Source organism: Pseudomonas sp. CFBP 8772, assembly GCF_014841665.1.
Classification (GTDB): domain Bacteria; phylum Pseudomonadota; class Gammaproteobacteria; order Pseudomonadales; family Pseudomonadaceae; genus Aquipseudomonas; species Aquipseudomonas graminis_B.
Genome location: NZ_JACYUI010000004.1, coordinates 274,591 through 287,554, shown reverse-complemented (window position 1 = coordinate 287,554; position 12,964 = coordinate 274,591). Strand labels below are relative to the sequence as shown.

Sequence of the window (12,964 nt, the reverse complement as noted above, 5' to 3'; positions counted from 1 at the left end):
AAGGCGCCAGTGGCGCCTTTTTTTGTGCGCGACATCTGGGCTATCCTGCGGGTCCCCGCGCCCTTCAGGTGTCGGGAGTGGAGCAGGAAAACCCCCATGATCACCAGCAAACTGCCGAACGTTGGCACCACCATTTTTACTGTGATGTCTCAGCTTGCCGCCGAAACCGGGGCGATCAATCTGTCTCAGGGTTTTCCCGATTTCGATGGGCCCGACGCATTGCGTGAAGCCCTTTGCCGCCGCGTCATGGACGGCAACAATCAATACGCGCCGATGGCCGGCCTGCCGGCGCTGCGCGAGCAAGTCGCCGCGAAGATTGCGCGGTGCTACGGCCGTCAGGTCGGCGTCGACAGCGAAATCACCATCACCCCCGGCGCCACCCATGCCATTTTCTGCGCCATCCAAACTGTTGTGAGCGCCGGCGATGAAGTCATCGTCTTCGACCCGTGCTACGACAGTTATGCCCCTTCGGTAGAACTGGCCGGCGGGCGCACAGTGCATGTGCAGCTCAAGGATGGCGACTTCGCCATCGACTGGGAAAAACTCAGCGCCGCGTTGAGCCCTCGCACCCGAATGATCGTCATCAACACGCCGCACAACCCGAGCGGCGCGTTGATCACCCGCGACGAACTGGATCGCCTGGCGGCGTTGATCCGAGACCGGGACATTTACGTGCTCAGCGACGAGGTCTACGAGCATCTGGTGTTTGACGGCCTGCAGCACGCCAGCGTGCTGGCCCATGACGAACTCTACCAGCGCGCCTTTGTGGTCAGTTCGTTCGGCAAGACCTACCACGTCACGGGCTGGAAAACAGGCTATCTCGTTGCGCCCCCGGCACTGACCGCCGAGGCACGGAAAATCCATCAGTTCGTTGCGTTCTGCGGCGTCACACCGCTTCAATGGGCGCTGGCCGATTTCATGGCAGCGCACCCCGAACACGTCGAGGAACTGCCGGCGTTCTATCAGGCCAAACGCGACTATTTCTGTGATCGCCTGGAAGCCTCGCGCTTCACGTTCACGCGCGCCAGCGGCACCTACTTTCAGCTCGTTGATTATTCGCAGATCCGCCCGGACCTCAATGACGTCGACATGTCGCTGTGGATGACCCGCGAACACGGTGTCGCGAGCATTCCCATTTCGGTTTTCTATCAGAATCCGCCCGAAGGCCAGCGCCTGATCCGGCTGTGCTTCCCCAAGCGTGAGGAGACGCTGCGTCTGGCGGCGGAGAAGCTATGCGCGATCTGAGTACGCTGCCCAATCTGAATATCGCGTTGGTTCAGACCACGTTGGTCTGGCACGACGCCCCGGCGAACCACGCCCACTTCGAAGAGCTGCTGGCCCAGGCCAAAGGCGCGGATCTGGTGATCCTGCCGGAGATGTTCACCACTGGCTTTACCATGGCGTCCGAAACTCAGGCCGAACCTGAAGACGGCCCGACTGCCCAGTGGATACTGGCGCAGGCCAGGCAACTGGATGCCGTGGTGACCGGCAGCGTGATCATTCGCGCCGCTGACGGCAGCCATCGCAATCGCTTGCTGTGGGCGCGGCCGGACGGCGAGCTGCTGCATTACGACAAGCGCCATCTGTTCCGGATGGCCGGCGAGCACGAGCATTACAGCCCGGGCGAGCGCCAGGTGCAATTCGAGCTCAAGGGCTGGCGGATTCGTCCGCTGATCTGCTACGACCTGCGTTTTCCGGTGTGGAGCCGTGACGCCCACAACACCGATCTGCTGCTCTATACCGCCAATTGGCCGGGTGCTCGCCGTCTGCACTGGAACCGCTTGCTGCCGGCGCGCGCCATCGAGAACCTGTGTTACGTCGCTGCGGTGAATCGTGTGGGGATTGATGGCAAGGGCTTCGCCTACACGGGCGACAGCCAGGTGCTGGATTTTCAGGGCGAGAGCCTGCTCAACATCGGCGAGGCGGACGGGGTGTTTCAGGTCAGCCTGTCAGCGCAGAGCCTGGCGGCCTACCGCGAGAAATTCCCGGCCTGTCTCGACGCTGATACATTCGAGATACAGTAACGTCATAGAGTTAGTGGGCGAGTGGTCGATAGCGGTTGTACCCAGACAGGAGATCGGTATGACCACCATCAGCACATCCTCATTGAGTTCGTATTCCACCAGCTTCGCCGTGGCGGTCAAGAAAGACGCCACGACGACGGCGGCAGACAGCGACACCTCCACCACGACAGATGCCACTTCGGTGTCTGCATCGACGAAAACGACTGCAGCGGGTGGCGCTGGCGGTGCCGGTGGGGCAGGCGGCGCGTCTGATTCTTCCAGCACCAGCGAGCAGGCCATCGAGAAGCTGGAAGAGCAGATCAAGGAAACCCAGAAGCGCCTGCAGGAGCAGCAACAGCAACTCGCTGCCGCTCAGGCAAGTTCGGGTTCCGATGAGGAGAAATCGGCAAGGGTGATGGCCATTCAGGGACAGATCTCGTCGACGACCGCCAGCCTGTCCACGGAGCAGGCGGCGCTTCTACAACTGCAGAAGTCCGGCAGCATCAACACCACCGCCTGATTCACTGATTCAAACATAAACCGCTCCATGACCTCGGTCGTGGAGCGTATTTGCGTCTGCAATAAATCCGACTTCAGATGTTTGTACGCTGGCCGATACAAAGTGCACCTCATAAGGAGTTCATCATGACCACCATCAACACCAGTTCGTTGGGCGCTTACTCCAGCGTGTTCACGGCTGCCGTCAAAACTGACGACTCCACCAAGAGCGATGCCAAGACCGCCAGCGTCGAGCTGCGTGGCAATGTGTATGGCGACTCCAAGGCGGCCGGCGCCAGTGAGTCAGGCGACGCGCCGAGCATGAAGGAGGAGATGATCAAGCAGTTGCAGGAGCAGATTCAGCAAACCCAGAAAATGCTCCAGCAGCAGCAGGCTCAGTTGGCCGCGATCCAAGGCAGCAAGACGCCCGATGAATTGAAGGCCACGCAGGTCATGGCGATCCAGCAGCAGATTTCCGGGACCATGGCGCAGCTGGGCGCGTTGCAGGCGTCCCTGTTGAACTTGATGAAAGTCAAAGTCGACACCACGGCCTGATAATCCGGAGCTCAAAAAAAAGGCCCTGAAGCTTGCACTTCAGGGTCTTTTTTATCGGGGAGAGTAATTACCGGCAGTTATGCCGCTTTTGTCGCGTCAGCCTGCAGCAACCCACGATTGAGAGCGCTAAACAGCGCCTTGAAGCTGGCCGTGGTGATGTTTTCGTCGATGCCGACGCCATGCACCGCCCGGTCACCGTTCACACGCAACTCGATGTAAGCGGCGGCCTTGGCCGTGGTGCCTGCGCCGATGGCGTGTTCGTTGTAGTCCATGATCTCGGCTGACACCGGGAGACCAGCAACCAGCGCTTCCAGGGCGCCGTTGCCGGTGCCTTTCCAGCGCAGATTGCTTTCGCTGTCGCTCATTCCGGTCACGACCACTTCGACGGCGCTGTTGCCGTTTTCTTCTTGCAGACGATGGCTGACCAGCGCGTACGGCTTGTTGGCCTGCAGGTATTCACGCTTGAACAGCGAGTAGATCTGCTGAGCGGTCATCTCCAGGCCCAGTCGATCGGTCTCGCCCTGAACCACTTGGCTGAACTCGATCTGCATGCGACGCGGCAGGGAAATACCGTATTCCTGTTCCAGCAGGTAAGTGATCCCGCCCTTGCCCGACTGGCTGTTGACGCGGATCACCGCCTCGTAGCTGCGGCCAATGTCGGCCGGGTCGATTGGCAAGTACGGCACTTCCCACATCGTGCCTTCTTTCTGCTGGGTGAGGCCCTTGCGGATCGCATCCTGGTGGGAGCCGGAGAACGCGGTATGCACCAGGTCGCCGACATACGGGTGACGCGGGTGCACCGGAATCTGGTTGCACTCCTCGACGACCTTGCGCACGCCGTCGATGTCGGAAAAGTCCAACTGTGGATTCAGGCCCTGGGTGTACATGTTCAGCGCGACCGTCACCAGGTCGACGTTGCCGGTGCGCTCGCCGTTACCGAACAGGCAGCCTTCAACGCGATCCGCGCCGGCCATCAGGCCCAGCTCGGTCGCCGCCACGCCGGTGCCTCGGTCGTTGTGGGTATGCAGGCTGATGATCACGCTGTCACGGCGTGAAATGTTGCGGCAGAACCATTCGATCTGGTCGGCGTAGATGTTCGGGGTGGCGACTTCGACGGTTGCCGGCAGATTGAGGATCACCTTGTTCTGCGGCGTCGCGTTCCACACTTCGATCACGGCGTCGCAGACTTCCTTGGCGAACTCCAGCTCGGTGGCGCTGAACGTCTCAGGCGAGTACTCGAACTGCCATTGGGTTTCTGGCTGCAGGGCGGCGTATTTGACGAACAGCTGAGCAGCATTCACGGCGATGGCTTTCACGCCCGCTTTGTCCTGGTTGAAGACGATGCGGCGGAAGGACGGGCAGGTGGCGTTGTAAAGATGGACGATGGCTTTTTTCGCACCGCGCAGCGACTCGAACGTCCGCGCGATCAGGTCTTCGCGGGCCTGGGTCAGCACCTGAATGGTGGTGTCGTCCGGGATGTGGCCGTCTTCGATGAGCGTGCGCACGAAGTCGAAATCCGTTTGCGACGCAGAAGGGAAGGAGGCTTCGATTTCCTTCACACCGACTTGCACGAGGGTCTTCCAGAAACGCAGCTTCTTGACCGCATCCATGGGCTCGATCAGGGACTGGTTACCGTCACGCAAGTCGGAGCTGCACCAGATAGGCGCCGCAGTGATGGTCTTGGAAGGCCAGGTGCGGTCAGGCAGGTCGATGACAGGAAAGGCGCGGTACTTGGTCGAGGGATCTTTGAGCATGGTCATGTGAATAGTCCTTGTTGTACTCAGGGCCGAAAGAAGGCGGCCAGCCGGTTGATGCGAGAGTAGCACTGCGGGGAGAGCGTCGAGGCACCGCGTTCAGCTTTGCAGTCGTGCGCTCACGAGGCAGAGGCAGCGATGTTGACGCATCAGAATGAGGGTGTGAGAGGTTTTCATGTCGCCAAACGTAACCAATGGGGTGAAAGCTGGCAAGCGGTTGGGGAAAATTGAGAGAAGTAACCGGTAAAAGCTTCAGGTTGAGATTCTATTGCCAGATTTTGATGCTGTGCGCGATTTAATTGCTGGTGCGATTCGGTCTGAACGTACCGGCCGCTCCAATGGTAGGACCGGCTTCAGCCGGGAAGGGGCCAGAACGCGTGCCATCAGATTTGCGGTGTTGCGCCTGACGCCTTCCCGGATAAAGCGGGTTCTACAGGGGGCCTACAGAGCTACTCAGCCCTCTAGAGCGTTACGGCTGAAACGCATTGATGAAGATCGCCGGATCCACCCGCGCGTCATTCAGGCTGACGTTCCAGTGCATGTGCGGTCCCGTCGCCCGACCGGTCGAACCAACACGCCCGACCACGCCACTACGCGGCACGGCATCGCCGACTTTCACGTCGATCTTCGACATATGGCAGAACATGCTGATAAAGCCCTGCCCATGATCGACGAACACCGTATTGCCGTTGAAGAAGTAGTCACCGATCAAAATCACCTTGCCTGCCGCCGGCGACTTGATAGGCGTACCGGCCGGAACCGCGAAGTCCAGTCCGGCGTGAGGATTACGCTCCTCGCCGTTGAAGAAGCGTCGCACGCCGAATTTGCTCGAGAGCGGCCTGTCCACCGGTTTGTCCAGCAGAAGGTTGCTCGGGGTCACGGGACTGAACGTACGGTAGGCGCGGACTTGCACATCGAGTTCCTGCTCAATGCGCTTTAGGTCGTCCGGGTTGGGATTGACCTGGCGCTGGTTCTTCAGGGTAATGCGCTGCTCCGGGTACTTCTTGTTGCCCACCACGAAAGGCAGGTTACGGCCGCCGCTGCTGACCTGCTGCGACGTGCCTGGCTTGACGCTCAGCGGAATGCCGACAATGGCCAGCCAGCGCGCGTCCTGATCCTTGACCACCAGCACCGGCTTGCCCTGCCACGTGGCCTTGGGTGCTTGCGCGGCGGGGCCAAGATCGACCACCGCCACGCCGCCCGGCACCGGCTTGTTGAGCAGGCGGGAAATGTAGCTGTCAGCGTAGGCGGGCAGGGCAGCGCAAAAGACCAAGGCGGCAGTGGCCAACGAGCGGGATAGAAGAGGGAGCATTGATCAATCCAGAAGTGAAAGGGTGACAGGCGTCAGATGGTTGTCTTCAACGCGCACTTGCAGCTCGCCATCCGCCAGCTTTGCCGTCAGGCGCTGACCCTGTTGCGTCTGCTCGGCAGCGCGGATGGCCCTGCCGCGTTCATCCAGCAAAATACTGTAACCACGGCCCAGGGTCGCCAGCGGGCTGACCACGTTGAGCGTCTGCACCTGACTTTGTAGCTGCAGGCGACGGCTCTTGAGGTTTTCCTTGATCGCACGGGGCAGGCGCTCGGCCAGTACTGCCAGGCGCTGACGCAGAAACATCAGCGTGCGTCCCGGATGTTGCGCGGCCAGGCGGCTTTCCAGATGGCTCATGCGCACCTGGCGCTTGTGCATCTGCTGCTCAAAGGCACGACGCATGCGCATGTCCAGATCGTCGAGGCGCTGGGCGCGCTGGCGCAGGCGCTCGCCGGGGTGACGTAGGCGGCGGGAAATACCGTCGAGACGCAACTGCTCGCGCATCAGCCGGTCCTGCATGCGGCTGATCAGTCGGCGTTCCAGGCTGTCGACTCGGCGTTGCAGATCGCTGGAGTCCGGCGCCAGCAGTTCTGCGGCGGCGGAGGGCGTCGGGGCGCGCACGTCGGCCACGAAGTCACTGATCGAGACGTCGGTTTCGTGACCGACCGCGCTGACAATCGGCGTCACGCATGCGTCGATGGCCCGGGCCACGGCCTCTTCGTTGAAGCACCAGAGGTCCTCCAGCGAGCCGCCGCCCCGGGCGAGGATCAACGCATCGAAGCCGCGATCGTCAGCAAGTTTCAGGGCGCGCACGATCTGGCCGATGGCCTCGCGGCCCTGCACAGCGGTGGGGATCAGAGTGAGTTCGACCTGGGGGGCGCGACGGCGAAACACGCTGATGATGTCGCGAATCACCGCGCCGGTCGGGGAGCTGATGATGCCGATGCGCTTGGGGTGCAGGGGCAGGGCGACCTTGCGCTCGGCGCTGAACATCCCTTCGGCGCTGAGCTTTTCCTTCAGTGCGTCGAAGGCCAGACGCAGTGCGCCATCGCCAGCAGGCTCTACGGTGTCGAGAATCAGCTGATAGTCGCCGCGACCCTCAAACAGCGAGACCTTGCCGCGTACCTTGACCGCCAGGCCATCTTTCAGCGCCTGACGCACCCGCGCCGCGTTGCTGCGAAACAACGCGCAACGCACCTGGGCGCCGGAGTCCTTCAGCGTGAAGTAAACGTGCCCGGAGGCCGGACGCGAGAGGTTGGAAATCTCGCCCTCGACCCAGATGCTGGAAAACACATCTTCCAGCAGCACGCGTGCGCGGCCGTTGAGCTGGCTGACAGTGAGGACGTCCCGGTCAAGGCCGAGTCTTGCGAAGGGGTCTTTGATCATGGGGGCATCATAAAGGCATTGGGGCACGGGTCACCAGATGAGATCGCTGACGGCGCGCGCCCCGACGGCCATACTTGACGTCACCGACAGCGCGATTAAGCTGCCGCCCCCGATTACTCGTCAGACAGGCCCGTCATGGACACCCAAAGCATCATCGTCCCGCAAATCTCCAGCTTTCCTGCGCACGAAGCGAAGGCGCGGGCGATCCTGCGCTGGCTGGTGAAGCTGAACGTCGTCGAAGAATCGCTGACCACCTGTGGGCGCAGTTTCAATCGCATGGCCTACGCGGTTGCCCCGGGCGCGCGACGCTTCGTCGAAAACCCTGACGCCTTGCCGTTCGGTCAGCCGGTCAACGGTCTGGAAATCGTCCTCAAGCGCTGCATCTATACGCCGCAGAAGGGGTTCAAGGAGGAGGCCGGTTGCCCGGAGTGCCGGCGCGAGATCGGCGAAGCCCTGTTCGACAGCCTGGAAGACTGGATGCCGGGCCACACCGACAACTTCATGTGCCCCGAATGCCGCCACGAAGACGACATCAACGGGTTTCTGTTTCTTGAGCCGTGCGGGTTCTCGAATCTGGGGTTCATCTTCAACAACTGGCTGGATGCCGGCTTCAAAAGCAGTTTTGTCGAGGCGTTTGCCAAGCGAATGGACCGGCCGGTGTCCCATGTCAACGTCAGGATGTAGATCTGCGCGGCTGTCATTGGGCGCCGTAATCCGGCTCATGCGTAAATAGCCTGATCTTTACATTGAGATAGTGCAGGTGTCTGGGTACAATGGCGCGCTTCCATTTTCCCGCTCGGGAGCCCAGCGATGCTGCGTATCAGCCAAGAAGCCCTTACATTCGACGACATTCTCCTTGTGCCCGGTTATTCCGAGGTGCTTCCCAACGAAGTCAGTCTTAAAACACGCCTGACCCGTGGCATCGAACTCAACATCCCCCTCGTTTCCGCCGCTATGGACACCGTCACTGAAGCCCGTCTGGCAATCGCCATGGCTCAGGAAGGCGGCATCGGCATCATCCACAAGAACATGACCGTCGAGCAGCAAGCTGCCGAAGTGCGCAAGGTCAAGAAGTTCGAAGCGGGTGTGGTCAAGGATCCGATCACCATCGAGGCTGACGCCACCGTTCGCGATCTGTTCGAACTGACCCGTCAACACAACATCTCCGGCGTTCCGGTCCTGCATGACGGCGAGCTCGTCGGCATCGTGACCTCCCGCGACGTCCGTTTTGAAACCCGCCTTGATGTGCCTGTTCGCGAAGTGATGACGCCGAAAGAGCGTCTGGTCACCGTCCGCGAAGGCGCCGACAAGTACGAAGTGCGCGATCTGCTGCACAAGCACCGTCTGGAAAAAGTCCTGATCGTCGACGACAAGTTTGCGCTCAAGGGCATGATGACCGTCAAGGACATCGAGAAATCCAAAGCCTGGCCGCTGGCGAGCAAAGACGACCAGGGTCGCCTGCGTGTCGGCGCTGCGGTCGGCACCGGTAAAGACACCGGCGAACGTGTCAGCGCACTGGTTGCTGCGGGCGTGGACGTCATCGTTGTCGACACCGCCCACGGCCACTCCAAAGGCGTGATCGACCGCGTTCGCTGGGTGAAACAGAACTTCCCTGACGTGCAGGTCATCGGCGGCAACATCGCCACCGGCGCCGCTGCACTCGCGCTGGTCGAAGCTGGCGCTGACGGCGTCAAGGTCGGCATCGGTCCTGGCTCCATCTGCACCACCCGTATCGTGGCTGGCGTGGGCGTCCCGCAAATCAGCGCCATCGCCAACGTGGCTTCGGCACTGGAAGGCACCGACGTTCCGCTGATCGCCGACGGCGGCATCCGTTTCTCGGGTGACCTGTCCAAGGCCATCGTTGCCGGTGCCTACTGCGTGATGATGGGTTCGATGTTTGCCGGTACTGAAGAAGCACCGGGCGAGATCGAGCTGTTCCAGGGCCGTTCGTACAAGGCCTATCGCGGCATGGGTTCGCTGGGCGCAATGTCCCAGGCTCAAGGCTCGTCGGACCGTTACTTCCAGGACTCGTCCGACGGCGCGGAAAAACTCGTACCGGAAGGTATCGAAGGCCGCGTTGCGTACAAGGGTTCGCTGACTGCCATCGTTCACCAGTTGATGGGCGGCCTGCGCTCTTCGATGGGTTACACCGGCAGCGCCGACATCCACGAAATGCGCACCAAGCCTGAATTCGTGCGCATCACCGGTGCCGGCATGGCTGAGTCCCACGTTCACGACGTGCAGATCACCAAGGAAGCGCCGAACTACCGGGTCGGCTGACGCCTCCAGCCACAAGTTGATAGTTACTAGCTACAAGCGATCTGTAGCGGCACCGCCTCTAGGCCTGTCGCTACGGATCTGCGGCCCCCGACACCTTGCAGCTTGAAGCTTGAGGCTTGAAGCTGCTCTATCTAGAGTCCTCTCATGGCCCTCGACATTCACGCCCACCGCATCCTGATCCTGGACTTCGGTTCCCAGTACACCCAGCTGATCGCCCGTCGCGTTCGCGAAATCGGCGTGTACTGCGAACTGCACCCGTTCGACATGTCGGACGAAGCGATCCGCGAATTCGCCCCGAAAGGCATCATCCTCGCCGGCGGCCCCGAGTCCGTCCACGTCGCTGACAGCCCGCGCGCGCCGCAGGCCGTGTTCGACCTGAATGTGCCGATCTTCGGTATCTGCTACGGCATGCAGACCATGGCCGAGCAGCTCGGTGGCCGCGTGGCCGGCTCCGAAATGCGTGAGTTCGGTTACGCCCGCGTCGATATCGTTGGCAAGAGCCGCGTGCTGGATGGCATCGAAGACCACGTCGACGCCGATGGCGTTTTCGGCCTCGACGTGTGGATGAGCCACGGCGACAAGGTTACCGAGATCCCGGAAGGCTTCCACGTACTGGCCAGCACCCCAAGCTGTCCGATCGCCGGCATGGCCGACGACACCCGCGGCTACTACGGCGTGCAGTTCCACCCGGAAGTGACCCACACCAAGCAGGGCGGTCGCATCCTGTCGCGCTTCATCCTCGACATCTGCGGCTGCGAAGCATTGTGGACCCCGTCGAAGATCGCTGAAGACGCCATCGCCCAGGTTCGCGCCCAAGTCGGTACCGACAACGTGCTGCTGGGCCTGTCCGGCGGTGTTGACTCCTCGGTGGTCGCAGCGCTGCTGCACAAAGCCATCGGCGACCAACTGACCTGCGTCTTCGTCGACAACGGCCTGCTGCGCCTGCACGAAGGCGAGCAAGTCATGGCCATGTTCGCCGAGAACATGGGCGTCAAGGTGATCCGCGCCAACGCCGAGGATCAGTTCCTCAACAACCTGGCCGGCGAAAGCGATCCGGAGAAGAAGCGCAAGATCATCGGGCGCACCTTCATCGACGTCTTCGACGCCGAGTCGACCAAGCTCGACAACATCAAGTTCCTGGCCCAGGGCACCATCTACCCTGACGTGATCGAGTCCGCTGGCGCCAAAAGTGGCAAGGCTCACGTCATCAAGTCGCACCACAACGTGGGCGGCCTGCCGGAAGAGATGAACCTGAAACTGGTCGAGCCGCTGCGCGAACTGTTCAAGGACGAAGTCCGTCGTCTGGGCCTGGAACTGGGCCTGCCGTACGACATGGTCTACCGCCACCCATTCCCGGGCCCGGGCCTGGGCGTGCGCATCCTCGGTGAAGTGAAGAAGGAATACGCCGACCTGCTGCGTCGCGCCGACCACATCTTCATCGAAGAACTGCGCAAAGCCGACTGGTATCACAAAGTCAGCCAGGCCTTCGTCGTATTCCAGCCGGTGAAATCGGTTGGCGTGGTCGGCGACGGCCGTCGCTACGCCTGGGTGGTGGCCCTGCGTGCCGTGGAAACCATCGACTTTATGACCGCACGTTGGGCACACCTGCCTTACGAACTGCTGGAAACGGTCAGTGGCCGGATCATCAATGAGATCGAAGGCATTTCGCGCGTGACGTACGACGTGTCGAGCAAGCCGCCTGCGACGATTGAGTGGGAATGATGGGGTGGCCGGCATTGTCCGGCACGATCTAGCAAGAAATGCCCTGGAGCCCGCGTAACTGCGGGCTTTTGGGTTTTTGGGTGTGGCACGTTCTGGCAGGTTTGTGCATCGCCAGGCAAAGTGCTTGTGCGGCATTTGGGGGTACTGGCTGAGGTAACTGCCGACTTGACAGGGAAGGGCATGGTGTTAGATCCCATTACCGCCACTGGCTTGAACTCGACGACATAACACTAGACAGCTTTTATGAGTGAATCCGGGCATGCCTTTTTTTGAATCCAAACACCAAAACCCTGGATTTGTCTCATTGCTTTGCTTCGACCAGGGCGGGTGCCACGAGCGGAGTATTGGTGTGGAAAGCATCGATACCCAGCGACCGTTGAACCGCGATATTGTCTTTGACCTGGCCTCCGTTTCCAAACAATTCACTGCGTTTTGTTTGCTGCTGCTGGAGCAGGGGGGGCTTTTGCTTTAAGCGATCCGATAGGCCGCTTCGTACCAGAGATCAGTGGCTACTCATCTCAAATCAGCTTGCAGGATCTTGTTTATCACATTGGCGGAATGCCTGATTTCATAGAGATTGCATTGTCGCAAGGCATCGATTTTGGCGATGAGCTCGGTGCTGCCGATATCCTTGCTCTTTTAAGAGAGCAGACCCGTCCTGATTTTCCGACAGGAGAGCGATTTGAGTACAGTAATACGGGTTATTTTTTGCTGGGGATCGTTATAGAACGTGTGAGTGGGCTCTGCTTATCCGACTATGCCCAAACCCATATTTTTGCGCCCTTGGCCATGGAGCACACTTTTATTCTAGATGGATTGAGCCGGGATGATCGAGTTGCCAGCGGCTATGCAAGAAGTAACGGGCAGACTTATGCTCTTTCGCGTAGCCCCTGGAATTCCTTGGGGGCGAGCCTGGTACATTCTTCCGCTGCAGATCTCATGAAGTGGGGCGAGAATTTTCTCACCGCCAAGGTGGGAGGACATGCTGTTATAGGAAAAATGTTAACGCCGCTGGCGCCAGTAAACCACAGGGGAGAAGCGATCATTGAGCATTCGAGTTATTGCTTCGGGATATCCATGGAGAAAGATGGCAAGGGGGTGAAGTTCTGCCATGAGGGTGTTACGGCAGGCTTCAGCAGCTATTTCGAACGCTCGCTGGAGAAGGGCTATACGCTTGCTATTTTATCGAACGTCGAAGATTACGAAGTAGAGCAACTGGCTGCTGAGCTTTGTGCAGAGCATGGCCTTTAGGCTTGTGTTTCCCGCACAGAGCTCCCTGTTTAATTCCCATGGTTTAAGCTGAATGGCTGGTTATGAGGCCTGTGCTTCATAACTCACGCCAAGCGCTTTCGTGTAAGAGGCTGCCGCTGTAACGAACAACGCCGTCCTTCGCCCACCGCAAATGACCTCATTTGAAATTGGCTTGAAGTTCGAGGAAAATTCTTACGAAGAAGTCT

The 12,964-nt window shown here is 60.2% G+C and carries 10 protein-coding genes and 1 pseudogene; 8 read left to right on the top strand and 3 right to left on the bottom strand.

All coding sequences use genetic code 11. The annotated features are described in order from the left end of the window. Positions 1–96: 96 nt before the first annotated feature. The 4 genes from IFT99_RS11210 (at position 97) to IFT99_RS11195 (ending at position 3,056) form a co-directional block, all read left to right on the top strand. Positions 97–1,245, top strand: a complete 1,149-nt coding sequence (locus IFT99_RS11210) for a pyridoxal phosphate-dependent aminotransferase (protein WP_065990002.1) — start codon at positions 97–99, stop codon at positions 1,243–1,245. After that, a complete protein-coding gene (locus tag IFT99_RS11205; RefSeq protein ID WP_065990001.1) occupies positions 1,233–2,024 on the top strand; it encodes an amidohydrolase in 792 nt (263 codons plus the stop codon). The genes IFT99_RS11210 and IFT99_RS11205 overlap by 13 nt, the downstream gene beginning before the upstream one ends. 58 nt (positions 2,025–2,082) lie before the next feature. Beyond that, the gene (locus IFT99_RS11200) at positions 2,083–2,523 is read left to right on the top strand and encodes a hypothetical protein (RefSeq protein ID WP_192132307.1); all 441 of its coding nucleotides are present in this window, start codon (positions 2,083–2,085) and stop codon (positions 2,521–2,523) included. 125 nt (positions 2,524–2,648) lie between these two features. Beyond that, entirely contained in the window at positions 2,649–3,056 is a 408-nt protein-coding gene (locus IFT99_RS11195) for a hypothetical protein (RefSeq protein WP_065989998.1), read from the top strand. Between the two features lie 77 nt (positions 3,057–3,133). Here the strand turns inward: IFT99_RS11195 and leuA are convergent, their stop codons facing one another. The 3 genes from leuA to xseA form a co-directional block, all read right to left on the bottom strand. Beyond that, positions 3,134–4,816 (bottom strand): 2-isopropylmalate synthase, encoded by a 1,683-nt coding sequence (gene leuA, locus IFT99_RS11190; RefSeq protein ID WP_192132305.1) that lies wholly within the window; start codon positions 4,814–4,816, stop codon positions 3,134–3,136. A gap of 463 nt (positions 4,817–5,279) precedes the next feature. Beyond that, entirely contained in the window at positions 5,280–6,122 is an 843-nt protein-coding gene (locus IFT99_RS11185; RefSeq protein WP_192132303.1) for a peptidoglycan DD-metalloendopeptidase family protein, read from the bottom strand. A gap of 3 nt (positions 6,123–6,125) precedes the next feature. Beyond that, positions 6,126–7,505: an exodeoxyribonuclease VII large subunit gene (gene xseA, locus IFT99_RS11180; protein WP_065989994.1), complete on the bottom strand. Its 1,380-nt coding sequence runs from the start codon at positions 7,503–7,505 to the stop codon at positions 6,126–6,128. 135 nt (positions 7,506–7,640) lie between these two features. Here xseA and IFT99_RS11175 point away from each other — a divergent pair, with 135 nt between their 5' ends. From IFT99_RS11175 to IFT99_RS11155, 4 genes and pseudogenes are all read left to right on the top strand, one after another. Continuing rightward, positions 7,641–8,189: a sugar ABC transporter ATPase gene (locus IFT99_RS11175; protein WP_192132301.1), complete on the top strand. Its 549-nt coding sequence runs from the start codon at positions 7,641–7,643 to the stop codon at positions 8,187–8,189. A 126-nt stretch (positions 8,190–8,315) separates the two neighbouring features. Further along, positions 8,316–9,785: an IMP dehydrogenase gene (gene guaB / locus IFT99_RS11170; RefSeq protein WP_065989989.1), complete on the top strand. Its 1,470-nt coding sequence runs from the start codon at positions 8,316–8,318 to the stop codon at positions 9,783–9,785. A gap of 144 nt (positions 9,786–9,929) precedes the next feature. Continuing rightward, positions 9,930–11,507: a glutamine-hydrolyzing GMP synthase gene (gene guaA, locus IFT99_RS11165; protein ID WP_065989987.1), complete on the top strand. Its 1,578-nt coding sequence runs from the start codon at positions 9,930–9,932 to the stop codon at positions 11,505–11,507. A 259-nt stretch (positions 11,508–11,766) separates the two neighbouring features. Then, positions 11,767–12,758: pseudogene (locus tag IFT99_RS11155) on the top strand (serine hydrolase domain-containing protein). Positions 12,759–12,964: the final 206 nt, after the last annotated feature.